Origin of the sequence: Lacipirellula limnantheis (assembly GCF_007746075.1) — a bacterium.
Taxonomy (GTDB): Bacteria; Planctomycetota; Planctomycetia; order Pirellulales; family Lacipirellulaceae; genus Lacipirellula; species Lacipirellula limnantheis.
This window is the reverse complement of the sequence record NZ_CP036339.1, coordinates 5,147,862-5,173,053: the sequence shown is the minus strand read 5'-3', so window position 1 is coordinate 5,173,053 and position 25,192 is coordinate 5,147,862. Positions and strand designations below refer to the sequence as shown.

The following is a 25,192-nucleotide window of genomic DNA, read 5'->3' as shown; positions in this document are numbered from 1 at the left end:
GCCGACGCCGGCCCATGGTAGGCTGCGTTCAGCATGTCTGATCGAGCGACTACCCCCGCGCCTCCGCCGCCGCCAACGCGGACGCCTAGGCCTCGGCGACCGCCGCAGTTCAGCGTGCGTTCGATGATGATCGCCATGACGGCGTTTGCCGTCGTCGTCGCCGTGTCGAGCTTTCTCGGCATCGAACCGATTCTGACGCTGATTGTCGGCTTTGCGCTGCTGTTTCTGTTGCCGGTCGCTCTGGCGACGCTCGCGTTCTACTCTCGCGGGCCGCGACGCACGTTCTTCGCAGGCGCCTTTATCGGCTCGCTCTCCGCCCACTACATGCTCCGGATGTTCAGCATGAGCAGTTCGGCATTGCAGGTCGCGATCCTCGGGACGTTGCTTGTGATCGCGGTAGCATCGTGTGGGGCGACCGCGCTCCTCGCGCGGCGGTTTGCGGAACGGCGCCGCTGGCACCTTCCGCCGAGCAACGATGCGGGGTAGGGGGCCTAGGTACTCATGTCGGGCCGTGCGCAAAAAAATAAAGCGGCACATTCTCAGCGACCCCCTTGTCGCCCGTCGTCGTCGCCCTACAATTGCGATTCTCACAGCCAAAACGCCTCAACTTGAGGGTTCAACTTGGCCGATGATGGGCGGTCAAAACGGTTTTGGAATTTTCTAAAACCCCCTTTGACAGTCGTTCCGGAATCCCTACAATCTGGGATTCCCACCCCGTCGTGAGGATCAGCTGGTTGCAGCTGAAAATCGCGGTCGGGTTTCGCGGCTCCCTTGCGGAGTTGCGCCGGTCACTGGCCGGATTCGTTCTTTGACAATTTGGTGTTTTGAGCAAGAGTGGCATCTGAAACCCACTGCGAGCCGAGGGGCTTGTCCCCGCGGTTTTTGCATTTGGGTCTCCTTTGCCTTAGACAACGAAGATCAAGCGTTACTCAAGAGGTGATCTGTCAGCTGGTCGGGTCTTTTTCGGCCCCGGCAAGCGACGCAGATCGACTTCTTTGTAGCAGCATTTTTCGTGGCTCAAGAATCCCTGGTTCGCTGCGGCGAATCAGCTGTTCGAGAGCGTTCGATAAATGTGGCCAAGCTACAAAGGGCGTATGGGGGATGTCTTGGCATCAGAAGGCGATGAAGGGCGTGGAAGTCTGCGAAAAGCTCGGGGGAGTTGACAAACAAATGATGATCCCGAGATTCCCGAATTAACGTGCGATGAATACATAGTCGTACGTGGCTAACCCAGGAAACTGAAACATCTAAGTACCTGGTGGAAGAGAAAGAAAAATCGATTTCGTCAGTAGCGGCGAGCGAAAGCGAATCAGCCCAAACCGCGGAGGTTTCCTCTGCGGGGTTGTAGGGCTTCTCACATGAGAGTTACAAAACTGCCAACTAACAGAATGGCTTGGAAAGGCCAACCACAGAGGGTGACAGTCCCGTAAGTGAAAGATGAGCAGTCTCTCGAGGAGTACCTGAGTAGGTCGAGCCACGTGGAATCTCGACTGAATCTACGGGGACCATCCCGTAAGGCTAAATACTCTCTGATGACCGATAGTGAACTCAGTATGGCGACTGAAAGATGAGAAGAACCCCTGCTAGGGGAGGAATGTGAACCTGAAACCATACGCCTACAAGCGGTCGGAGCACTATGCCTCGCAAGAGGAATGTGTGACGGCGTGCCTTTTGCATAATGATCCGGCGAGTTACCGTCAGCGGCTCGGTTAAGACCTTACGGGTCGAAGCCTCAGGGAAACCGAGTCTGAATAGGGCGATCATTGGTCGCTGGTGGTAGACGCGAAACCACGTGAACTACCCATGGGCAGGTTGAAGCGCAGGTTATACTGCGTGGAGGACCGAACTCACTCGGGTTGAAAACCGAGGGGATGACCTGTGGGGAGGACTGAAAGTGCAATCAAACGTGGAGATATCTCGTTCTCTCCGAAATAGCTTTAGGGCTAGCCTTGAGCCACTACGCAGTGGGGGTAGAGATACTGATTTGGTTTGGGGCCCTTCCCGGGGTACCCTGCTGAGCCAAACTCCGAATACCATTGCGATTATCTCAGGAGTCAGTCCGCGAGGGATAAGCTTCGCGGTCGAGAGGGAAACAACCCAGATTACCTGCTAAGGTCCCGAAGTCGTACTCAGTCACTAAGGAAGTTGAATTGCCGTGACAACCAGGATGTTGGCTTAGAAGCAGCCACCATTTAAAAAGTGCGTAACAGCTTACTGGTCAAGCAATTCTGCGCCGATAATGAACGGGAGTAAGTACGACGCCGAAGCAGTAAGTTCGCCAATCCTGCGGGATTGTCGAGCGGTAGGAGAGCGCTGTACGTCAGATACAAGCGGTACCGTAAGGAGCCGTGTCGGGGCGTACAGGTGATTATGCCGGAATGAGTAACGATAAGACAGGTGAGAATCCTGTCCGCCGAAAACCTAAGGTTTCCTGGGGAAGGTAAATCCGCCCAGGGTTAGCCGGTGCCTTAGTCGAGGCCGAAAGGCGTAGACGATGGACAGCAGGTCAACATTCCTGCGCTAGCTATGTGGACCGATGGAGGGACAACGCCCGAATGGTGAGCGGTACGATTAGAAATGTCCGTCACCCCTTGCAAGATGTCCGGTAGGTAAATCCGCCGGAGGGATTCAAGCGTGGGGTGCGAGCGCGTTTATGTTCGCGAAGTCATCGGAAGGGCGTTCAAGAAAAGCTTCTAAGGGTTGAAGCATAGCTAACCGTACTAAAACTGACACAGGTAGGTGAGACGAGTAGTCTAAGGCGCTCGGGAGAATACTGGTTAAGGAACTCTGCAAAATGGCCCCGTAAGTTCGCGATAAGGGGTGCCTCCGGCGGTGCAAGCTGCTAGAGGCCACAGTAAATCGATTCCTCCAACTGTTTATCAAAAACACAGGTCTCTGCTAACTCGCAAGAGGATGTATAGAGACTGACGCCTGCCCGGTGTCGGTAGGTTAAGGGAGCAGGTTAGCCGTAAGGCGAAGCTCGCGACCGAAGCCCCGATAAACGGCGGCCGTAACTATGACGGTCCTAAGGTAGCGAAGTTCCTTGTCGGGTAAGTTCCGACGTGCATGAAAGGCGTAATGAGAGGAAGACTGTCTCAACCAGTAACCCGGTGAAATTGTAGTCGTGGTGAAGATGCCACGTTCCCGCAGCTAGACGGAAAGACCCCGTGAACCTTGACTGTAGGCTGATATTGGGCTCGTGTATTGACTGTGTAGGATAGGTGGGAGGCTTTGAACCTTGGGCGCCAGCTCGAGGGGAGCCATTGGTGAAATACCACCCTTTTAATGCATAAGTTCTAACGCTGATTCCTGTGAATCCAGGCAGCGGACAGTGTCAGTTGGGCAGTTTGACTGGGGCGGTCTCCTCCTAAAGAGTAACGGAGGAGCCCAATAGGCGACCTCAGCCTGGTTGGCAATCAGGCATCGAGCGTAAAGGTAGAAGGTTGCTAAACTGCGAGACCCATGAGTCGAGCAGATGTGAAAGCAGGGCTTAGTGATCCGGTAGTCCCGTATGGAAGGGCTATCGCTCAACAGATAAAAGGTACTCCGGGGATAACAGGCTTATCGCTCCCGAGCGTCCATAGCGGCGGAGCGGTTTGGCACCTCGATGTCGGCTCATCACATCCTGGGGGTGGAGAAGCTCCCAAGGGTTTGGCTGTTCGCCAATGAAAGTGGTACGTGAGCTGGGTTCAGACCGTCGTGAGACAGGTCGGTCCCTATCTACTGTGGGCGCACGAGACTTGAGGAGGTTCTTCTTTAGTACGAGAGGATTTAGAAGGACGACCCTCTGGTGTTCCTGTTGTCGCGCTAGCGGCACGGCAGGGTAGCTAAGGTCGGAACGGATAAACGCTGAAGGCATCTAAGCGTGAAGCCCGCTCCAAGATTAGGTCTCGTTGGGTAATACCCGAAAGTCCCCTGGAAGACGACCAGGTTGATAGGCCGGATGTGTAAGTGCAGTAATGCATTCAGCTAACCGGTACTAACGGACTAACGCTTGGCCACATTTATCAAACGCTCTCGATTTTCAATCGAAGGCAAAGGATATCTCAGTGAGCCGTGGGGCTTGTCCCCTCGGTCTTTCTGACGGAAGCCACTCTTGCAAAACACCAGAACGTCAAGCTCGCGCGGGCTTTACCGTCCCGCGAGCTTCTTCTGGCGAACATACCGTAGTGGAAACACCTGTTCCCATTCCGAACACAGTAGTTAAGCACTCCGGGCCGATGATAGTGAGAGCACTCGCGAAAGTAGGTATCGCCAGATTTATCAAAAACCCCGTGGGGACCTCCCCACGGGGTTTTTGTTTGCGCTTATCTTAAACTTCTCCCGCGAGCCGGGCCGTCCCGGCCCCGGCGTCCCCTCGCAACACATCCCGCCGCACACTTCTTTGGCCTGCTAGATAGCGAGTGCCATGAGCAGTTCGTCCGCCTCTGCGTTCGTCGATTGCACCGTCGTCGGCGCCAGCTTCGCCGGCCTGGCCTGCGCCACGGTCCTCGCGCGGCGCGGCCTGCGCGTTCGAGTCGTCGAACGGAAGCAAGACCCCGGCGACAAGCTCCACACCACGGGCATCATCGTCAAGGAAGTCGTCGACCAGATCGCTCTGCTCGATCGCTTGCCTACCGACCTCGTCCGTCAAATCCCCGGTATTAGGCTGTATGCCCCGAACATGCGGTACGTCGACCTCGATGCCCCCGGGTACTATTTTTTGGCGACCGACACCCCTCGCGTTATCCGCTGGCTGGCGGCGCAGGCCGCAGACGCCGGCGTCGAACTCGTCCTTGGCGCCTCGTTCACCGGCGCGGCTAGGATCCGGCATGGCTATCGTCTCGAAGGTCTGGGCGAGACGCGCTACGTGATTGGGGCCGACGGACCCAACTCGCAAGTCGCCAAGTCGCTCGCCCTCGGCCGCAATCAAAAGTTCCTCTTCGGCGCCGAGTACGAGTTCGCCGGCCCCGAACTGACCGTCGGCGACCGGCTCCACTGCTTCGTCGACCGAAAACTCGCCCCGGGATACATCGGTTGGATCGTCCCGGGCGTCGGCGTCACCCAGATTGGTCTGGCCCGCCGGATGCCGCCCGAGCCCGAGGCCATGAAGCGCGTCATGGACAAGTTTTTGGCCAAGATCGGCGGCGTCGCGGCCGTGCGCGACTGCGAGCCGCTGGCCGTCCGCGCCGGAATGATCCCGTGCGGCGGCGTCGTGCGCCCCGTCGCGGCCGAACGAGCGCTGCTGGTCGGCGATGCGGCCGGCATGGTCTCTCCGGTCACCGCCGGCGGCATCCACACCGCGCTCAAGCATGGCCTCGCCGCCGGCCACGCCGTGGCCGAGTTCCTCGAGGGCAAGTGCGAAGATCCCGCGGGCTGGTTCCCCGCCAGCTACCCCAAGTTTCGCGTGAAGCGGTTCCTCAGGTTCCTGTTCGACCATTTCCAAAGCGACCTGCTGTTCAATCTCACGCTCTCTTCGCGCCCGATGCGCATGGCGGCGAGCCAAATCTACTTCCACCGCCGCGGAGTGCTCAACCCGCCGCCAGCGAGCCGCGTGATCCGCCAGCAAGTCGCGGAGTCCGCCAGCGAGCCGCGGGATTCATCCCCGCGGTCTGCCGAAGAAGAATCACCACCTCTCCAAAAGTAGTCGCCGCCAGATTGATAAAAAACCTCGCGGAAGACTCCCCGACGTTTTTGCTTGTTCCCACGGCAGAACGAGCGGCAAATCTCATAAAATGCAGTTAAGATATCCAGAGGATATCGTTACGAGCTTGTGACTGCCTCCACAGAGAAGGCCTAATGAAGAGACTCTACGAATGCGTGCTGGCGCTCTGCGTCATCGCTGCGTGCTCCGTTGCCCACGCAATTAACTGGACGACGAACGATCACCCCGTCGCCGGCCCGGGTGGGACATACCCCGCGGCCATTTCAGGAAGCAATGTCGTCGGATTCTATATCGGCCAATCCACCGGCCAGCGCGGGTTCCTATATGATGGATCGACGTTTACGACCATCGAAGCCCCTGCGCCGGCCTTCAACACCTGGGCCTCGGGTGTTGATGGCGACAATATTATTGGCTATTACATCGTGCTGACAGGTCCCACGACGTCTGTCATTCACGGATTCTTGCTTACTGGTTCGACGTTTATGACGCTGGATTGCACGCTCCCCGGCGCCGTCAGCACTCTTCCGACGAGCATCGACGGCGGCAAGATTGTGGGAGTTTACTACGATCAAACTGGCTATGCCCACGGATTTCAGTACGACGGAGTAGCCTATTCTGCACTGGACGACCCGTTAACGAGCGGATCAACGTACCTGCTTGGCGTCAATGGAAACCAAGTCGTCGGTTATTCCGATAGCCGGGCGTTTGTTCACGATGGTTCTGCTTTTCAGACGTTAGCCCCGCCCCTGGCTCACTCGCAGAGCACCGTGGCCGCTGGCGTCGACGACGGCAATATTGTTGGGTATTACGATACCTACGATGATGACGACTTTCTGTCATCGTTCCAGCGCAGCGGCTTCATCTTCGACGGCTCCGCCTACACGACCATCAACCATCCGCTCGCCGGCCCGCAGGGAATGACGCAGCCGAGCGATATCGAGGGGAACCGCATTGTCGGCAGTTATCGCGACGCGGCCGGCAACTTTCACGGATTCATCGCCATCGTGCCGGAGCCAGGCGCCATCTGGCTCGCAATTGCCGCGATTCCCGCGATCTGCTCCGTTCGCAGCCGCCGTTACGCCGTCCGTTAGTCAATGCCTGCGCTTCGGTGGGAGTCGCCCCGCGTCATGCGACAGCTTTGCGACTCCATCGTTCACCAGCGTGCCGCGCGGCGGCGTGCCCAACTTCTACCTCGGCAACGGCATGACCGAGATGCATCTGCAGTATCCGTTCAGCGAAACAGGCGCCAGTCTCGACAATGCCATTCAGGGAAGCCGCATCCGCGCAATTCCGGAACCTGCGACCTTGCAACGTCTCTCGACTCCGCATGACCAATGTCGTCGATGCAACGCCGTCGATTAACTCGGCAACTCTGCTGCTCGATCGAAATCGGTTGCCGGCAAAAAGCTTGTCAAGCTGGCCAATTTGGCCAGCTGCGCGCCGCGAACGGAACGTGAGATAATGAGCTCGCAACGCCCGCGATCGTGCGCGGCGAGGACGCTCACTCCATCCTGAGGGCAGTCGGCGATGGTCGGATTACTTGCGGCAAGCAGCGCCTGCACGCGCTCCCCTGCGACACGACGGCCTACGGCCGTCGCTGGGGTGGCGGTGCGCGCCGGCGCTCATCTGCCCAGTTGGCCGGCGACATCGGTTTTGTCACGATGTCGCGGACAGAACGAAACTGCCAAAAGTCCCGAGAAAACCAGGGGATTCTCGCGGCTCAGGGGAGTTTTGTCACCTCAAATGCGTTTTCGCATTGGGACAATTCATCCCCGGTCAAAATGCGATCGCAGCCGGCAGATACTTCGCGACCAGATCCGTGTAATACGGTCGCAGTTCCTCCCAGTTGGGCGGCTTGGGCGACTTCGAATAGAGATCGTACGGGTTGAACTTCTTCACCCACGGCAGCATCGCCCGATCGTGGTCGTCGCAGAGCCAGTCGTACTCGTGCTCCCGATGCCAGGCGTAGAACGAGTGGTATCGGATCATGTACAAGGCCGGTTCGGGGAGATAGTCCTTCATGACGTGGTAGAGGTACTCGTCATGCCCCCACGACATCAGCACGTTGCGCAATCCGCATCCTTGCTCGTAGACGCCCAACTTTGTGTTGTAGCGAGAGTCGCGCGAATCGGGGTTCTGGTCGAAGTATTCGGAGTACACGATCCGATCGCTGAATCGACAGCCGACCGGGAAGGTGTCGCCCACGACGCACCACTGCGGCTCGCCATACAGGCACAGGACTTTGCCGAGGTCGTGGAGCAACCCCGTCAGCACGAACCAATCTTCGTGGCCGTCGGCCCGAATGGCCTCGGACGTCTGCAGCAGGTGCTGGAGTTGGTCGAGATCGATATCCGGATCGGAGTCGTCGACCAGCGTGTTGAGATACTCGCACGCTTCGAAGACGCCCATCTCGCGACGATTAAGTTGCAGGAACTCGGCCCGCTTCGCTTGGACGAAGTCGTAGGTCTGCTTCCGGTGGTTCTCTTCGTAGAACCGGCGGACCGTGTCCCGTGCGGGGTTATCGTAGTTCCGGTAGTCCTCCTTCGCCTTCTTGCCCGGCTCGGGGTAGACCTGCTCCTGAACGAATTCTTCCCAGGCTTCGCCCACTTGGTGCGGCGACGCCTCCGACGACTTTGGTTCACGCATGGAACGACTCCGAAAAGTGCTCGGGCCGAACGGCCACGTTGCTCTTGGCAATACCGACAAGGGGCGGCTAAGTCAGTTCACCGTAACACGATCCGCAGATCGTCACAACACGACCGCTGCGTCGCTGCTGTCGGCAGTTTGCGAACGGCGTGCCGCGATCCTCGAGCATTCGCCGCGTTAGTCAGGGCGGTAGGTGGCGAAGCACTTCGGCGTTTCCCAGAGCTTCACCTCAATGATCGGTACGGGGAGTTTCAGTTTTGTGCTTTCCTCGTAGATCAGGCGGGCGATGTTCTCGGCGGTTGGGTTGTGGTCGAGCAGGTAGAGCGGCTCTCCCATCTCCTGGAGGGTCGGGACCACCGGATCGTCGCGATGCAGCAGCATTCTGTGGTCGAGGTGGTCGTCGATCCATGTACTGACGGCTGTTTTGATGTCGGAGAAATCGACGAGCATCCCGCGATCGTCGAGTTCCGGCCCTTCGATCGTAATAATCGCGATGCCATTGTGACCGTGGAGATAACGGCACTTTCCCGCGTAGTTCAGGAGTCGATGGCCGTAGCAGAATTCAATTTCTCGCGTGACGCGAAACATGGAGTCTCCGGCGGCAGAGGTAATTTCGGGCGGGTTTCAACCCGATTGCAGGACTTCCAGGATGACGCGCTCCGGCGGTCAGTTCCACCCCCAAATTCCCGAGCTTGCCAGCACCCCTCCCGACTCCGATACTGTGGCCTGCCCAGCTCCATCGATCAGGATGATGACGCCATGTCCGACCGTCGCCAAAAGCTCCGTCGCCAACTCAAGCAGGAAGGGCTCGACGCCCTACTTGTGACGAACTTCAAGAACGTCACGTACCTGACGGGCTTTACGGGCGACGACAGCTACCTGCTAGTCGGCAAGGATGGCGACGTGCTTATCAGCGATCAGCGGTACACGACCCAGCTGGAGGAGGAGTGCCCGGGGCTGGAACTCGCGATCCGCGGGCCTGGCTCGAAGATGCTGGAGTGGACCGCGAAGGTCTTGGAGAAGTCGAAGGCGACCCGCGTCGGGATTGAAGGGGAATCGATGACCGTTGGCGTCCGCGACGCCCTGGCGGCCGCGCTGGCGAAGATGGAGTTGGCGCCAACTGCCGGTTGGGTCGAGGATCTGCGCATCATCAAGGATAAGGACGAGATCGACCGGACCCGCCGCGCCTGCGAGCAGGCCCGGAGGGCGTTCGAGGTTGTGCGGGCAAAGCTCACCCCGGAAATGACCGAATCGCAGGTCGCTGCCGAGCTCGAATACCAAGCCCGGCAGTTTGGGGCGAAGGGACTCAGTTTCGAGGCGATCGTGGCCGTGGGGCCGCGGGCAGCCCTCCCGCATGCCCGGCCGACGACTCGGCGCATTGGGGAAGATGACTTTACCTTAATCGACTGGGGGGTGAACGAGGGACTCTACATGAGCGACTTGACGCGTCTCGTTCCCACAGCTAAAATTTCGCCCAAACTCCGTAAGCTGTATGGAGTTGTGTTAAATGCGCAGTTGGCTGGGATCGAAGCAATCCGGCCTGGAGTCACCTGCGAAGAGGTCGACCGCGCCGCCCGCAGCGTGATCGAGAAGGCAGGCTACGGAAAGCAGTTTGGCCATGGCCTGGGGCATGGCGTGGGGTTGGAGATTCATGAAGCTCCTCGGCTGGCCCAGGGGCAGACAACGGAGCTGAAACCGGGAATGATCGTTACGGTGGAACCGGGGATCTACTTCCCGGGGTGGGGTGGGATTCGGATCGAAGACGACATCTTGGTCACCCGCTCCGGCCACGAGGTCCTAACCTCGGTGCCGAAGGACCTCGATGAATGTCTGGTTGCCTGATCGGCGACCGGTAGGCGAGAGCAGACAGCAAGGAAAAAGCATCATGGCTAGCAGTGGAGCGAATCCTGACGACGTCTTCGATGTCCGCCGCGTCCGGCGACTGGTCGAATTGATGCAGGAATTCGAGCTGGCGGAAATCGACCTGCGGCAAGCAGAACAGCGAATCCGGCTACGCAAAGATCAGGAGCCGGTGATCGTCCCCGCGAGCTATGCTCCGCCGGCCGCTCCCCAGGCGGCGCCCCCGGCTGCCCCGCAGGCGGCTGCCGCGACCCCGGCCTCTCCTACCGCTCCGGCGGCCGAGTCAGGTCACTTCATTACCAGTCCGATGGTCGGCACGTTCTACCTCTCTTCGAGTCCCGACTCTCCGGCATTCGTGAAGGTCGGCGATCAGGTCGGACCAGAGACGGTCGTTTGCATCGTGGAAGCCATGAAGGTCTTCAATGAGCTCCCGGCCGAGTGCTCGGGAAAGATTGCTGCGATCCTCGTCGAGAACGGGGCCGCGGTCGAATATGGTCAAAAGCTTTTCCGCGTGGAGAAGTAAGGCATTGGGCTGGCGCCATTGCCGGTCTGGAAGCGTTCGACCCACGGACGGGACGCGAATTTTCGGGCGAGACGCGGTCTTCGCCTACTAATACGGCTCAGTTTGTTCGCCATGTATCAACGCATCTTAGTTGCCAATCGAGGTGAAATCGCGCTGCGGATCATCCGCGCCTGCCGCGAGATGGGCATCGAGACGGTAGCGATATTTAGCGAGGCTGACCGCGGCGCTCATTATTTGAGTCTCGCGAACGAGGCCTACTGCGTCGGCCCGCCAAAGGCGTCGGAAAGCTATCTGCGGATTGCCAACGTGATCAGTGCTGCCGAAGTGGGGAACGTCCAGGCGATCCATCCAGGCTATGGATTCTTGGCGGAAAACGCACACTTCAACGAGATTTGTCGCAGCTGCAACATTGATTTCATCGGTCCGTCTCCCGAGGCGATGGCCCAACTCGGCGACAAGGACGCGGCCCGCAAGTTAGCCAAGAAGGCGGGCGTGCCGGTTGTTCCGGGCAGTGCAGGAATCGTTGAAAGCGCTGAAGAGGCGCTGCAGTTCGCCCATGAGGTTGGTTTTCCCGTGCTGATCAAGGCCGTCGCTGGCGGCGGCGGCCGTGGGATGCGCGTGGCGGCGAACGACCTGGTGTTGAAGTCGGCATTGCAGCAGGCTCAAGCGGAAGCTGAAGCCGCCTTCGGCAACGGCGCGGTCTACCTTGAAAAGTACATCGAGCAACCACGCCACGTCGAAGTTCAGGTGATCGCTGATAGCCACGGCAACGCCGTCCATCTCTGGGAACGCGATTGCTCAGTGCAGCGCCGCCATCAAAAATTGATCGAAGAGAGCCCCAGTACGAGTATCACTCACGAGACTCGCATTGAGATGTGCGAGTCGGCGCGTCGGCTCATTCAATCTGCCAACTACGTCAATGCAGCGACGGTCGAGTTCATCGTCGACAAGGACGGCAAGTACTACTTCATTGAAGTGAATGCACGGATCCAAGTAGAACATCCGGTGACCGAAATGGTCACGGGAATCGACCTGATCAAGCAGCAGATCTTGGTCGCCGCCGGCGAGCCGCTGCCGTTCAAGCAGGAAGACATCGTCCACCGGGGCGCCGCGATCGAGTGCCGCATCAACGCGGAAGACCCGAAGCGAAAGTTTCAGCCGTCGCCCGGCCGGATCGAGCGACTCATCGTTCCCGGCGGCTTCGGGGTTCGCTTCGACTCGCACGCGCATAGCGGCTACGTTGTGCCTCCGTACTACGATTCGATGATAGGGAAGCTGATCGTCCACCGTCCCACCCGTGAAGAGGCTATCAGCACGATGCTCCGCGCCCTGGCGGAGATGCGCGTTGACGGCATCAAAACGACCATCCCCCTCCACCAGGAAATCCTCAGCCACAGTGCTTTCGCCGACGGTCGGATTGACACGACCTTCGTCGAGCGGACGTTCGGGGCTGATTGATTGAGCGAATGCGTTGCCTAAGAAGCCACGCCATTCTCGGTTTGCCGGCGGCGCCTTAGAATGCCGGGCTTTCACCGAACACAACATCCCGACCTAGCAGCTTGGCGAAACCTCGCCCGGCCGGACTGGGTCCGCAGGGAAGAGCAGCGTTGACCCACGCAGCTCTCCGGCGCTGAACTTCGAGACTGAGAGGACTTATGGCCAAGAATAGCACGCTTTCGCGTCCGCCCCGTACGCCCCACAACTTTCGTCGCGCGGCAATCCTCTTCGCCGGCGGACCGGCGCCGGCAGCGAATGCCGTGATCTCTGCGGCCGCCGTATCGTTTTTGCGCGACGACATCGAAGTCGTTGGCGTGAAGCATGGGTACTCGCAGTTGCTGCAGTTCGGTCCCGATCGACCGCTCGTCGAGGGGCAGGACTACATCATGATCGACCACAAGAAGCTGAGGCGGACGCGGAATTCGCAAGGGATCATCATCGGCACGGCACGCGCCAATCCGGGCAAGATGGTTTCGAGCCCCGCGCATCTCGATGATCCAGAACGGGTGGCGCCGCTGAAGACCGTCTACGACGCATTGCGCTCCATCGGGGTCGACATGCTGGTCTCGATCGGCGGGGATGACACGTTGAAAACCGCGAACAAGTTCCGCTTGTTCCAAGAGCGGCTGCCGCTGGAAGCGCCGCGAATTCCGGTCGTCCACCTACCCAAGACCATCGACAACGATTACCGGGGCATCGACTTCACGTTCGGCTACTTCACCGCCGTCGATTTCTTGGCGACCGAAGTGCGGAACATGCTGGCCGACGCGGAAGCGAACCGGAGTTACTTCCTGGCCGAGTCGATGGGCCGCAGCGCCGGATGGCTGGCGTACGGCGTGGCGATCGCCGGCGAGGCGAGTCTCGTGATCAGCGTCGAAGACATCGTCGGCAAATATCGTACGACCGAGGAAACGACGGATGCCAAAACGGGCGAAAAAACGACTCGTGAGATCATGAATCTCGACGAGGTGATTCCGCGAATCGTGGCAACGATCACCGCCCGCGAGGCCGAAGGCAAAGAGTATGGCGTCATCGTCATCGCCGAAGGCCTGGCCGAGTTCCTGCCAAGCAAGTTCTTGCAAGGGATTGGCCGCGACGATCACGGCCATATCAATATTTCCGCCGTTAACTTGCACGACCTGTTCGCGGACCTGGTCAGCAAGGAGTACAACAAAGCCACGGGCAAAAAGCGTAAGATTACTCCCGTCCAAATCGGTTACGAAGGGCGTTGCGCGCAACCGCATGCGTTCGACGTCATGCTGGGGAGTCAGCTGGGCGTAGGCGCCTACCGTGCGCTCGTTGAAAAGCGCCTGAACGGCGTCATGGTTTCGGTCTCGGGGCAGCTGCAACTGGAGTATGTACCGTTCGACGATCTCGTCGATCCCGAAACATTGGTCACGGTCGTCCGTTACATCGAGACGGACAGCGACTTTCACCGACTTACCCGGTTCCTGGAGACGCACGTCAACGAGCCCGACTCCGCGCCTCTCTAATAGAGCATTGCAGGATCAAGAATGAAGTTTCCTCCGCCGTTTTACCGTTGGCGTCCTCATCCGTGGCATGGGCTCGACGTTGGTCCGAACGTGCCCTCGGTCGTGCATGCATATATCGAGCTAACGCCCTTTGATCGCATCAAGTACGAGCTCGACAAGCAGACCGGCTATCTACGCGTTGATCGTCCAAACCGAACTTCCTCGTTTTGCCCGACGCTTTACGGATTCGTCCCGCGCACGTTCTGCGGCGATCGCGTCGCGGCACTGATGCCGGAGGCGAAGGCCGGCGATCACGACCCGCTCGATATCTGCGTGATCAGCGAGCGGCCCATCACGATGTCGGAAATCATCTTGAAGGCGCGTATCGTCGGCGGCTTGCCAATGTGCGACAACGACGAGGCTGACGACAAGATCATCGCCGTGCTTGAGAACGACAATATGTGGCAAGACGTGACCGACGTCTCGCAGTTACCCAAGGTGATGGTCGATCGGCTCCGGCACTATTTCAGCACGTACAAGATGCTGAGCCCGGACGACGCCAAGGTTCATATCGCTGACGCCTATGGCCGCGAGCATGCGGAGCAGGTGGTGAAGGCGGCGATGGCCGATTATCTCGATCACTTTGGGGAGTGATCGGCAGCGGTTAGCGCGCCGACTAGCATCCTAAGGGCAGCGAAGGATCTGGCTTTACGCGCGAGCTTCCAGATTTTTCGCTGCGGCCAGAATGATACGTTCAGGCGGCAGCACTTTAGCCGTCGAGCGACCCCTTCGTGCTCGGAACTCCAGTCATGCGCGGATCGTGCTCGACCGCCATGCGCAGAGCGCGTGCAGCGGCTTTGAACACGGCTTCGGCAATGTGATGGCTGTTGCGGCCGTAGTGGAGCATCACGTGTAAGTTGCAGAGAGTATTGGCGGCGAAGGCCTGCCAAAAATCTTCCAGCAGCTCGCTGTCGAAGGCGCCGATTTTCGGCGACGGCAATGGGGCGTTGAACGCCAATGCGTAGCGGCCGCTGAGGTCGACGGCGACGGTGACGAGCGTCTCTTCCATGGGCAGCGTAAAGTGGCCGTAACGGCGGATGCCCGCCTTGTCGCCGAGCGCTTCGCGAAACGCCTGCCCCAGACAGATGCCTGTGTCTTCGACCGTGTGGTGCTGGTCGACATGGAGGTCGCCGCGGGCGGCGACGCGGAGGTCGAAGGCGCCGTGCTTGGCCAGCAATTCGAGCATGTGATCGAGAAAGCCGACGCCGGTTTTCACTTCGGCGCGGCCCGACCCGTCGAGGTTCAGCTCGAGGCGAATCTCGGTTTCGTTCGTCTGGCGTTGAATGCTGGCGGTACGGGACATGATTGCACGATTGAAGGAGCGTGGAGCGCGGCATGCGCACGATTGCGGGCCTGCTCGACTCTACCATGGAGGGAGGGCCGACATGAATGGTTCGCGTGAAGCGACAGGTTCACCCGAGAGACGGATGCGGTGCATTCGGCGGGGCTGCTACAATCGCTAGAGACGCGAGCTTTTCAGGCCCAATCTAGGCCCGTTTCCTGGCGGATCCGCTCTTCGAACCCGCCGAGCAACCCGCCGACGACCTCCCAGCCGCGGGGACGTCGCACCTCGACGTCCCCCTCGTGATTGACGCGCACGATGGTGTCGTCCGAGACATGGGCCCGCTGGAACTCATCGCCTAGGAGTTCGTCTTCGTGAAGGGCGCGGCGAAGCGTGGCGCCGGTCATTTCGATGAAGCTCATGGCTTAAGCTCCTAGCTCTGTTGCGTGACTGGAAACAGACTTGATCTTACCTACCGCGGATGCGGCTTGGTAGCTCCCGGGATGGGCGCCCGCCTATGACATGGTCCAATCCGGAGCTCGCCGCCGGAACAACTCGGTCAATTTTAACAGCGTCGCCACGTCGAGTTGTTCGGTCCGGGCGTCTTCCGCGAAGCCCATTTCGGCCATGACTTCGTCGACCTGGGCCTTGTCGAGAGTTCCCTTCATGGCAGCGACGACATTGGCCCGCAAGAACTTGCGGCGATGGAGGAAAATGGCCTTGGTGAACTGATGGAAGTAACCGAGGTCGGGCACCGCGGCGCGTCGGGCGGGGTCGATCACCACCTTGACGATCGCCGAGTCAACTTTCGGCTCCGGCCAGAAAACGCTCGGAGGCATTACTCGCACGATCTCGACGTCCGCCTGACATTGGAACCAGACGCTCAGGGCGCTGTAGTCCTTGCTCCAAGGTTGGGCTGCCATCCGCTCGCCGAGTTCTTTTTGTATGGTGGCCACCATCGAGTGCGGGGAATGCTCCCAGGAAAGCAAGTTGCTCAGAATGGGCGTAGCGATATTGTACGGAAGATTGGCGACGAGCTTGAGCCGCCGGTTGGGCGCTGCGGCGAGTTGGGCGCCAACGGCCTCGCTGACGGCGGGGTTGAAGTTATTCTTGTTGCGCAAGGCATCGACATGGAGCATGGTGACATTGTCGAAATCGAGCAGCATTTCGCTGGCGAGGTCGAACATGTGTCCGTCGATTTCCACCGTGACGACGGCGCCGGCCCGCTCGGCGATGAGCTGCGTAATAGCGCCGGTGCCAGTGCCGACCTCGAGGACAACGTCGCGTTCGTCGAGATTCGCCGTATCGACGATGAGCCGATGGAGGTTCAAGTCGATGAGGAAGTTTTGCCCATGTCGCGTCGCGGGGCGGATGCCCATTTCGCGGAAACGCGAGATCAGAAATGATTTGGTTTGTCGGCTCATCAGGCGAACGGGGGACGACGTCCCCCGTAATGCTTCTTTCTTATGCTGGTGACTAGCGGCAAAGGCGTTACGTTTTCCACGCGAGCTGTCGCTCGACGTACTTCGCCAGGAGATCGGTTTCGACGTTGACTTCGTCGCCCGGTTGCAACTTGCCGAGCGTCGTGACGCTGAGCGTGTGAGGGATGAGGGCGACGCTAAACGAGTGATCGGTGACGTCAACGAGCGTCAGGCTGACGCCGTCAATGGCGACTGAACCTTTGGAAGCCATTTGGCGAGTTAACTCGCGAGGAACATCAAACCACATGGTCGACCACTGAGCTTCGTCGCTGCGACGCACGAGACGGCCGATAGCGTCGATATGCCCAGCGACGAGATGACCGCCGAGCGAATCGCCGAGTCGAAGGGAGGCTTCGAGATTCACCGCCGAGCCAGCTTTAAGTCGGCAGAGATTCGTGCGGCTGAGCGTCTCGGCGCCCGCTTCGAATGACATCTCGCAGCCAATAATTTCTACGATCGTAAGGCAACAGCCATTAACGGCGATGCTGTCGCCTATTTTCGAACGCGCTGCAATCGCGGCGTCGGTCACGGCCAGCCGCACGCCCGGTCCGTCAGGTCGCAATTCACGCACGGTTGCCAGGCTTTCGACGAGTCCGGTAAACATCGGTCAGCCTGCCTTCTGCGCAAGGAGCCGCCGACGGCGCCCATACCAGCGCCAACCGTGAACGAGCGGGGGAGTGAGGGCATAGAGGCCGCAGAGTGCTGGGATGGCATAGGCCGCGGCGGTGATGACGGCCATGATGACGAACACAATCCCGACCAGTTGCGGAAAGCTTTTTTGCCCGCGGACTAAGTGCGTCACGATGTGGGGGTAGGGAATGCGGGAGACCATCAGTAGGGCGATCGCCAGCGCCACGAGCGGCATCAGCCGCTGGAGCCACCAATCGAAGCCTTCAAAGCGGACGTAATGGATTTCGTTTCTCACCGTATAGGAAAAGACCGCAAAGCTAGCGATCACGGCCGCGGCGGCCGGGGAGGGGAGGCCTTCAAACGACGAGTGATCGTCCTCGTCGTCGATTTCGACGTTGAAGCGCGCCAGCCGCATGGCGGCGCAGCAGGCGTAGAACGCCGCGATGGTCCAGATCGCCATGTTATGGACCTGAGTAAACTGCGGGCACATTTTCACCAGGAGAATGCCTGGCGCCACCCCAAACGAAACGACGTCGCACAGGCTATCGAGTTGGGCCCCAAAGTCGCTTGTGACTTTCGCAATGCGCGCGACTTGACCATCGAACATGTCGCACAGCATCGCGGTGAAAATCAGCACGCCGCAAAGCATTACATTGTGCGTCGGATCGACGCTGGCAATGAGTTCGCGCGCCGAGTCGAGCTTGGGAGAAGGGACGAAGTCGATCGAGTCGCCTGGCTTGGCAATGCGCGCCGCGACGACGATCGCGAAGAATCCACAGACGAGATTCCCCAGCGTGAAAAGCGTCGGAAAGGCAGAGACCGCTCGAATGCGTCGCATGGCTTTGGAGGATTGTCGACGGGCGCCCGTCGCCGGAGAGGAAGTTGGCGGCAGCTATTTGAGGCGTGCCAGAATCGTGGCGCCCGCCTGCACGATTTGACCGACCGAAGCTTCGACGGCGACCGCATCGCGAGGGAGGATTAACTCCGTTCGGGAACCGAGCTTGATCATACCAAAGTCCTCGCCGCGCTGGACGAGTTGACCGGGCTTTAAGGCACACACAATCCGGCGAGCGATGAGTCCGGAAATCTGGCGTACGGCGTATTTCAGGCCAGGACGATCTGCGTCCTCGAAGCCAATCCACATGAATTCATTGCGGATGGCGCTTTCAGGATTCAGGGCGTTCAGAAATTCGCCAGGCTTGTAGTGCATCGAGACGACGCGCGCAGCACGAGGCGCGCGATTGACGTGGACGTTGAAGATCGACAGGAAAATGCCGATGCGGATCGCGGGGCCGTCGATGAAATCATAGTGGTCGACCGGCGTGATTTCAGCGATGACGCCGTCGGCCGGCGCAACGATGGCATTGGCGTCGGTGGGGATGTGTCGCCACGGATTGCGGAAGAAATAGAGAATCAACCCAAGAGCGACGAGCGGGATCAGCGACAGCCAGCGCCAGTGAGTGTGCGCGGAACCGATCGCCAACACCAGGACGAATAAGGGCCAGCCCATCAATTGCAATTCGGCCAAGCCCCAGCGCGTGAACGGCAGGTTGCTGCGCCAGCGGAACGGATCGTCCTGCGGCGCCCAGTGCGCGGTGCATTGGTTCGAGCAATATTTCAGATCACGCGGATCGAGTATCTCGTGCGGAGCGCCAGTGACGTCGCCTGCACGCAGCGCTGCCATGCGCTGAACGTAATCGAGACGAAACCTTTTCAGATACCACCGGCGGACGCGGCCCCACGTCAACTCGATGCTGTAGCAGAAACCGCCGCCGGGTTGGACGCTGCGGACGTCGGCTGGAAGCGGAGGATAGGCGGGGTCGGCGTCGATGACTGAGGCTCCGAAGGCGGGATCGAATCCCCCAGTTTACGCGAGTACCGGGCAAGTGTCGAACCACTGCCGCCCCTGCGCTTCCATCCACTGCTCGCATTCGACCGGACCCCAATACCCAGGCTCGTAGGAGAGCAGGGGCGGGGCATTCCCGGCGCTCCAGGCCTTGAGAATCGGATCGCAGACCTTCCAGGCGGCCTCCACTTCGTCGGCCCGGGCAAACAGGCTGGCGTCTCCCTCGAGAGCGTCGAGCAGGAGACGTTCGTACGCCTCGGGCATTGGGCGACGGAATTCACGCAGATAGTTGAAATCGAGGTCCGTCTGCCGCAACTTCATGCCGGCATCTGGAACCTTCGTCTGAAAGTGAAGCTGGATCCCTTCCGAGGGCTGAACCTGAACGATCAGGCGGTTGGAGCCGCACAAGCCGCTGGCCCCGTTGGCGAACAGTTTTTGCGGGGGCTCGCGAAACTGGATGACGATCTGAGTGGTGCGGCACGACATCGCTTTGCCGCTCCGAAGATAGAAGGGGACTCCCTGCCAGCGCCAGTTGTCAATCGAGAGTTTAATGGCAGCGAACGTTGCCGTCTGGCTGCCGGGGGCGACTTCGGGCGAGTCGGCATAACCTGAATATTGCCCACGAATGGTATCGGTGGCGACCTCCTCGGGCGAGAGGGAACGTAAGGCGTGAAGAACCTTCACTTTCTCGTTGCGGACGGCGTCAGCTTCGTAACGGACTGGCGCTTCCATGGCGGTGATCATCAGCAGTTGCAGCAGATGATTCTGGAACATGTCCCGCATCACTCCTGCGGTATCGTAGTAACCGGCACGCTTGCCGACGACCACTTCCTCGGCCACCGTAATCTGCACGTGATCGATGTAATTGCGATTCCAAACTGGCTCGAAAATCGTATTGGCGAAACGCAAGACGAGGAGGTTTTGAACAGTCTCTTTGCCGAGGTAATGGTCGATCCGATAAACCTGGTGCTCCGCGAAAACCGCATGAACGATGCGGTTTAAGTCTTTGGCGCTCTGTAAATCGACGCCAAACGGCTTTTCGATCACGACGCGGCGCGGGCCATTCGACTCATCGGCCAGACCGCTCCGGCCAAGTTGCTCGACGGCGGGACCGTAGAATTGCGGGGCGGTTGCCAGGTAGTAGACTCGTGTGGCAGCGGCGCCCTTCTCAAGTTCTGCGAGAAACTGGCCAAGCGAGTCGAAATCAGCGGCGTTGCCGATATCGCCTGCATGATAGAAGACGTTGGCGGCAAACTCATTCCAGGCGTCCTCCTTGAATTCGTCGCCGGCGTACTTTTTCGTCGTTGCGGTTAGTTCATGGCGCCACTCCTCGTGCGTGAATGGCGAGCGGGAGAAGCCGACGACCTTGAGGCCATCCTTCAGGCGCTTCTTGCAATGGAGCTTGTAGAGGGCAGGGATGAGTTTGCGGCTCGTCAGGTCGCCCGATGCGCCGAAGATCACGAAAGTGGCGGGCATGATTTGAGATCCTTCCGATGGGCGACTGAGTTCCTGGGCGTCGAAACCGACACGACGTGAACCGAGGCAGGCCTACGCCTGCGGAGCCTTGCGCAGACGCAGCCAGTCGGCGTGAAAGACGCCGGGCTTGTCGATTCGCTCAAACGTGTGAGCGCCGAAGTAGTCGCGCTGCGATTGCAGTAGATTGGCGGGTAAACGGTCGCGGCGATAGCCGTCGTAGTAAGCGAGTGCTGCGGAGAACGCGGGCGTCGGCAATCCGAGTAGTGCGGCGCTCGAAACGACGTGCCGCCAAGCATCCTGAGCTTTGTCGACCGCCGCGGTGAAATAGGGGGCGAGGAGCAAATTCTCAAGGTTCGGGTCGGCGTCAAACGCCTCCTTGATGCGGTCGAGGAAAACCGCGCGAATGATGCATCCGCCCCGCCACAGCAGCGCGCAGTTACCCAAGTTCAGCGGCCATTGGAGTTCTTTAGCGGCAGCTTGCAACTGCACGAAGCCCTGAGCATAACTGCAGATCTTCGAGGCGTAGAGGGCGTGGCGAATCTGCTCGATAAATGCCTGGCGATCGCCGCTGTACTTGGAGGAGGGGCCTTTCAGCGTCTTGCTCGCGCGAACGCGGGCTTCTTTCACGTCGGAGAGGCTGCGGGCGAAGACCGCTTCGGTGACCAATGTGCTCGGCACGCCGAGATCGAGGGCATGCTGGCTCATCCATTTGCCGGTGCCCTTGGCGCCCGCGCGATCAACGACCTTATCGACCAGATAGCCGTCTCCTTGGTCATCTCGAACGCTAAAGATGTCGCGAGTGATTTCGATGAGGTAGCTGTCGAGTTCGCCCCGGTTCCACTTACTGAAGACTTCATACAACTCGTTGTTCGACAGCCCGAGCGCCTCTTTCATCAGGAAGTAGGCTTCGCAGATCAGCTGCATGTCGCCGTACTCGATGCCGTTGTGCACCATCTTGACATAGTGCCCGGCTCCGCGCGGTCCGACCCACTCACAGCAGGGAATATCGTTATGCGGGCCGACCTTCGCCGAAATTGCTTGAAAGATCGGCTTTAAGTGGGGCCAGGCGGGTTCGCTGCCGCCGGGCATCATGCTGGGGCCAAGAAGGGCGCCCTCTTCGCCGCCTGAGACGCCGGTCCCGGAGTAGAGCAGCCCTTTCTCCTCGACGTACTTCGTGCGACGCTCGGTATCGGCGAAAAAGCTGTTGCCGCCGTCGATAAGGATGTCCCCTTTCGAGAGCAGCGGCAGGAGCGAATCGATAAGCTCGTCCACTGGCTTGCCGGCCTTGACCATCATCATGATCTTTCGCGGCGATTTGAGCGAACCGACCAGTTCCTCAAGCGAGTGACACCCGACGAACTTTTTGCCCTTCGCACGACCGGCGATGAGGTCGTCGACCTTCTCCGTCGTGCGGTTAAAGACGGCGATCGAAAAGCCGCGACTTTCGATGTTCAGCGCCAGGTTCTCGCCCATCACGGCGAGCCCGATCAATCCAATGTCGCACTGTTGGGACATGCGTCGAACTCCTTATGGCTGTTCAGGCTGCGCTCGTCGCGGCGTCAGTGGGCTGACTGTTTCAATCGCTGGCGGCGAAATCGCCAAACGACTGGCGAACTCGGTGCGATTCAGTAGAAACTCTCCAGGTAACGAAGGCGTTGCGCGGCAGGCGGCTGCGGCTGAGCTGTCGCCTGCCGCAGAACGACTGATCACAGGCACGCCGGGCGTTCGCCCGCACTGAGGCAGGATGCTGCAATGGCTTGGCGAGCTCGATAGAGTTTATCGTCGCGAGCCCCGACCCACAATTGACGGTTATTTCGCAGCGTCTGGCGAAACCTGCTGATAAACCGGCAATGAAGAGACGGCTGCTTCAATGCGATTCAATTCGGATTGCAGTCGGCGGTCGCCCATGCCGCCGAACCGCTCAGTCAGTTCCTGCTGCTGGAGCCCCTCAGACAGGCCTTCGACGGAAGGCATGAAAGTTTCAACAGTAAATGTCCGCGCCACGTCATCGAGCGTCAGACGTTCCTTTAACACAGCGACGGCGAAGGCGATTCCCGCGCGATTGGCCGTCATGTCAGCGAAGCTGAAGCCTGAGCCGCCGTTGGAATCGAACACTTCCTTCACGACGCCGGCGCCGCGGGCGGGTTCGCTGCCCAGCAGGGCGACGAGGTGCGCCGAGACCATAAAATGCTTGGCCAGATCGTCGCGCCCGCGCATCGATAAGGTCGGCATGTCGGCGAAGGCGGCGTGCCGTTCCGCGCGTCGCGGTTCAGGTTCGATGGCTTCGATCGCCGCGCTGGCAAGTGGTAGTTTGCGTAAGGAGTCGCTGTCGTCGAAGGCAATGCCCAGCGCCAGGATGAAAGCCCGCACGGCGTTCTCGCGGCGAACCTGCTTCGCCGCGAGGGCCGCTTGCCGGACGTACAGCTCGAGCAGTTGGTCGCCCGTCGGCGCCGGCTGGTCTTTTGCCTCGTTGACGAGCTTCTTCTTCAACTGCGCGACGCGCACAATTTGCTGCAAAATTTTCGCCGTATCTTCAATGAGCGGTCGCGCACCGGCCGCGCCCATGAGCTGTACGTACTGCGCGGCGGCGGGATCGTCGGGCAGCGTCGGATTGATTGCGGCGTAAATCTCTTGCATCCGCCGGCGCGTCTCGGGAGTGAGCGCGCCGACGTCTTTGATTCCGCGTTGACGAAGCTCCTCGGCAAGCAACGACATCAGGAGCGTATTGGGCGCGTCGTATTGCAACCTGGCGCCGGCGACCCGTTGCACGCCTTGGCCGATCACCGGACGCATGACACTTTTCGGTTCGGAGCTATGCGTGGCTCCCAGGTAATGTCCCAACTCGTGGGCGAGCAGCTCCGCACGCTCTGGCTCCAGCACGTTGCGGGAACGCTCCTTGACCAGGATGTGCGAATGGAGCGGCTGCCGCGTGCCGCCAAGATGAACGCGACCGCTGGCGATATCGTACTGGCTGCTGAATGCGATCGCGACGTCGGCCGGCGCCGGAAGGACTTCCCGCTCCAACTCGCCGAGCGTCTGAAAGAAATCTCGCTGCGAATCATCCGAGTCCCATTCCTCGATGGCGACGACGCGCAGCTTCATGCCGCAATGGGCCTCCAGCGCCGCCGAGACCTTGTCAATTCTCGCTCGGATCACAGGTTCCCACGCTCGCCGCTGGCGCACTTCATCGTCGTCGACGACGATTTTGACCGTGATCACGTTCGCCTCGGGGAGCTCGAAAGATGCCGTGCCAGCCGCCGGCCACGTCGCCGACGTCGATTCGCCGAGGCCAACTGGCTGCAGCGTTGGCGCCCCGCCAGCAACGCTCGGCGTGAACGCATAGGCCGTGTTGGGGGGAAGCGATTGCTCTGGCGCGGCGTAATCACCAGCGGAGGTCCGCACATGCACGCCGGTAGTTGCGAACAACGGCAGAGAGTCGCCGGGAGCTAGCTTCACCGTTTTTGACACGGCGTCGTCGACGCGCGCGCTAAACTCAACCGGCTCGGGCGTGCGGTTGGCGATGACGACGACGTCACCGTGGGTGCGTCCGGCGATCAGTAGCAAACCATACGAAAGCTGTGCGACGAGGCGGAGGACGGCGTGACATTTCAAGTTCATACCAATCATTCTATACCGCCGCGCCGTCAGGACGACGCAGGCTAGATTACAGTAGGGCCTGCATTTCTTGCATGGCGTAAACGTCTCGCTCCCGGCCGCTTGACGCGAACACCGCTTGCAAGTTGTTGAGCATCCGGCCCAGCCATTGCCGGGGAGCGGCGCGGGCAAGATGTTCGGCGGATGGCCGGAGCTTCGTGCCGGTTGCTTGCAGGATGCGTTCGAAAACTTCGTCTTCGTGAAGCAGTCCGCCGCCAAAAAATGGATCGACGTAAATCGATTGCCCCTTGCCGCGGTCCATCTCAACCTCGGCAAGAAAATGTCCCGGCGCATTGACCCCATGCACGGTCAGCCCAATGCCCTGACCCACGCGCCGATAGAGGAGCGCCAGCGTAATCGGCAATCCCCGGCGAGTGCGGAGGACTTCGCAGAGGTAGCTATTCGACGGCGAATAGTAATCCTCCACATTCCCTTGAAAGCCTAGCAGGTCAAAGAAGACGTCATGAAGGTGGGCCAGCTTCGCTTCGACGCCGGTGGACCGGACGCGGCCCCGAACCGTGGCGATCAGGTTCGCCATGGCAGCCTCGCCCGCGGCGACTTCGGCATCGGGGTGTTCGTGTTGCGCGATAGCCCAAGCCGCGCGGAACAATCCATCCGGAGTATTTGCCACGGGAAGCGCGCGCGAGAACGCACTGAAGGCGCGCGTGCGGCAGAAGGCGGGTCGCGGCAGGTCCATGCTTTCAATCATGCTCGGTTTAACGAACTGGGCAAGGAACAGGACATTCCTGCAAAGGCGCTTGTCATCGAATGACGCGGCGAAGCAGCGGGGCAGGGCAACCCGGAGCAGCCCTTCGCTGTCGTAACCCTCGCGCTGGCCGGGCTTTCAGCGTCCTTGGCCCTGCCGAACGATGGTTGAAGTTCGCCTTGAATTTGCTACGATGGCGTTGCTTTGGCGGCGTTCTGGACGACCACTGTGTCCAGGATAGGCGCCTCACTTGTTCATTTTGCGTATTTTTACGCCTCCATCGCTGGCGTCGACTTTGCCGGTCGGGGGGAGCGTTGCGGATTTTGGTTCGTTGAAGAGTCTTGCTAAGACACTCGCTCGTTAAGTTGTTCCCTTGGTAGCGGCGCGGGCATGCTGGGAATCTTGTTGATCATCG

At 59.8% G+C, this 25,192-nt stretch carries 21 protein-coding genes and 2 rRNA genes; 11 read left to right on the top strand and 12 right to left on the bottom strand.

The genetic code is table 11. The annotated features are described in order from the left end of the window. Positions 1–123: 123 nt before the first annotated feature. The 6 genes from I41_RS20120 (at position 124) to I41_RS20095 (ending at position 7,006) form a co-directional block, all read left to right on the top strand. Positions 124–486: a hypothetical protein gene (locus I41_RS20120; protein WP_145434714.1), complete on the top strand. Its 363-nt coding sequence runs from the start codon at positions 124–126 to the stop codon at positions 484–486. A 588-nt stretch (positions 487–1,074) separates the two neighbouring features. Further along, positions 1,075–4,002: ribosomal RNA gene (locus I41_RS20115) — 23S ribosomal RNA — on the top strand. A 149-nt stretch (positions 4,003–4,151) separates the two neighbouring features. Further along, positions 4,152–4,260, top strand: a 5S ribosomal RNA gene (rrf, locus tag I41_RS20110). A gap of 148 nt (positions 4,261–4,408) precedes the next feature. Continuing rightward, complete coding sequence (locus I41_RS20105; protein WP_145434713.1) at positions 4,409–5,626, top strand: NAD(P)/FAD-dependent oxidoreductase; 1,218 nt, start codon at positions 4,409–4,411, stop codon at positions 5,624–5,626. A gap of 152 nt (positions 5,627–5,778) precedes the next feature. Continuing rightward, positions 5,779–6,735: a hypothetical protein gene (locus tag I41_RS20100; protein ID WP_145434712.1), complete on the top strand. Its 957-nt coding sequence runs from the start codon at positions 5,779–5,781 to the stop codon at positions 6,733–6,735. An 85-nt stretch (positions 6,736–6,820) separates the two neighbouring features. After that, complete coding sequence (locus tag I41_RS20095) at positions 6,821–7,006, top strand: hypothetical protein (protein WP_145434711.1); 186 nt, start codon at positions 6,821–6,823, stop codon at positions 7,004–7,006. 414 nt (positions 7,007–7,420) lie between these two features. On the opposite strand, the gene I41_RS20090 is transcribed toward I41_RS20095, so the two are convergent. Continuing rightward, positions 7,421–8,290: an inositol oxygenase family protein gene (locus tag I41_RS20090; protein WP_145434710.1), complete on the bottom strand. Its 870-nt coding sequence runs from the start codon at positions 8,288–8,290 to the stop codon at positions 7,421–7,423. Between the two features lie 177 nt (positions 8,291–8,467). Continuing rightward, on the bottom strand, positions 8,468–8,878 hold the full coding sequence (locus I41_RS20085) for a 6-pyruvoyl trahydropterin synthase family protein (RefSeq protein ID WP_145434709.1): 411 nt from the start codon (positions 8,876–8,878) through the stop codon (positions 8,468–8,470). A gap of 171 nt (positions 8,879–9,049) precedes the next feature. Between I41_RS20085 and I41_RS20080 the strand changes: the two genes are divergently transcribed. The 5 genes from I41_RS20080 (at position 9,050) to I41_RS20060 (ending at position 14,296) form a co-directional block, all read left to right on the top strand. Continuing rightward, entirely contained in the window at positions 9,050–10,132 is a 1,083-nt protein-coding gene (locus I41_RS20080; RefSeq protein ID WP_145434708.1) for a M24 family metallopeptidase, read from the top strand. Between the two features lie 43 nt (positions 10,133–10,175). After that, the gene (gene accB / locus I41_RS20075) at positions 10,176–10,673 is read left to right on the top strand and encodes an acetyl-CoA carboxylase biotin carboxyl carrier protein (RefSeq protein ID WP_145434707.1); all 498 of its coding nucleotides are present in this window, start codon (positions 10,176–10,178) and stop codon (positions 10,671–10,673) included. Between the two features lie 111 nt (positions 10,674–10,784). Beyond that, a complete protein-coding gene (accC, locus tag I41_RS20070; RefSeq protein ID WP_145434706.1) occupies positions 10,785–12,131 on the top strand; it encodes an acetyl-CoA carboxylase biotin carboxylase subunit in 1,347 nt (448 codons plus the stop codon). 197 nt (positions 12,132–12,328) lie between these two features. Then, positions 12,329–13,663 (top strand): 6-phosphofructokinase, encoded by a 1,335-nt coding sequence (locus I41_RS20065; protein WP_145434705.1) that lies wholly within the window; start codon positions 12,329–12,331, stop codon positions 13,661–13,663. A 21-nt stretch (positions 13,664–13,684) separates the two neighbouring features. Next, positions 13,685–14,296 (top strand): inorganic pyrophosphatase, encoded by a 612-nt coding sequence (locus I41_RS20060; RefSeq protein WP_145434704.1) that lies wholly within the window; start codon positions 13,685–13,687, stop codon positions 14,294–14,296. A 115-nt stretch (positions 14,297–14,411) separates the two neighbouring features. On the opposite strand, the gene hisB is transcribed toward I41_RS20060, so the two are convergent. The 10 genes from hisB to I41_RS20010 all read right to left on the bottom strand — a co-directional run bounded on the left by hisB (position 14,412) and on the right by I41_RS20010 (position 24,702). Then, the gene (gene hisB / locus I41_RS20055) at positions 14,412–15,005 is read right to left on the bottom strand and encodes an imidazoleglycerol-phosphate dehydratase HisB (protein WP_145434703.1); all 594 of its coding nucleotides are present in this window, start codon (positions 15,003–15,005) and stop codon (positions 14,412–14,414) included. 173 nt (positions 15,006–15,178) lie between these two features. Then, positions 15,179–15,406 (bottom strand): hypothetical protein, encoded by a 228-nt coding sequence (locus I41_RS20050; RefSeq protein ID WP_145434702.1) that lies wholly within the window; start codon positions 15,404–15,406, stop codon positions 15,179–15,181. Positions 15,407–15,499: 93 nt separating this feature from the next. Then, positions 15,500–16,408 carry a 16S rRNA (adenine(1518)-N(6)/adenine(1519)-N(6))-dimethyltransferase RsmA gene (rsmA, locus tag I41_RS20045; protein ID WP_145434701.1) on the bottom strand — a complete coding sequence of 303 codons (909 nt, stop codon included), beginning with the start codon at positions 16,406–16,408 and terminating at the stop codon, positions 15,500–15,502. A gap of 67 nt (positions 16,409–16,475) precedes the next feature. Then, positions 16,476–17,069 (bottom strand): riboflavin synthase, encoded by a 594-nt coding sequence (locus tag I41_RS20040; RefSeq protein WP_145434700.1) that lies wholly within the window; start codon positions 17,067–17,069, stop codon positions 16,476–16,478. Between the two features lie 3 nt (positions 17,070–17,072). Beyond that, positions 17,073–17,933 (bottom strand): CDP-alcohol phosphatidyltransferase family protein, encoded by an 861-nt coding sequence (locus I41_RS20035; RefSeq protein ID WP_145434699.1) that lies wholly within the window; start codon positions 17,931–17,933, stop codon positions 17,073–17,075. 54 nt (positions 17,934–17,987) lie between these two features. Then, positions 17,988–18,779 (bottom strand): phosphatidylserine decarboxylase, encoded by a 792-nt coding sequence (locus tag I41_RS20030; protein WP_210421011.1) that lies wholly within the window; start codon positions 18,777–18,779, stop codon positions 17,988–17,990. 183 nt (positions 18,780–18,962) lie between these two features. Further along, positions 18,963–20,417, bottom strand: coding sequence for a glucose-6-phosphate dehydrogenase (gene zwf / locus I41_RS20025; RefSeq protein WP_145434697.1), 1,455 nt, complete (start codon positions 20,415–20,417; stop codon positions 18,963–18,965). A 72-nt stretch (positions 20,418–20,489) separates the two neighbouring features. After that, complete coding sequence (gnd, locus tag I41_RS20020; RefSeq protein ID WP_145434696.1) at positions 20,490–21,932, bottom strand: decarboxylating NADP(+)-dependent phosphogluconate dehydrogenase; 1,443 nt, start codon at positions 21,930–21,932, stop codon at positions 20,490–20,492. A gap of 294 nt (positions 21,933–22,226) precedes the next feature. Continuing rightward, entirely contained in the window at positions 22,227–24,035 is a 1,809-nt protein-coding gene (locus I41_RS20015) for a M12 family metallo-peptidase (protein WP_168207044.1), read from the bottom strand. Positions 24,036–24,081: 46 nt separating this feature from the next. Next, entirely contained in the window at positions 24,082–24,702 is a 621-nt protein-coding gene (locus I41_RS20010) for a SirB1 family protein (RefSeq protein WP_168207043.1), read from the bottom strand. Positions 24,703–25,192 lie beyond the last annotated feature (490 nt).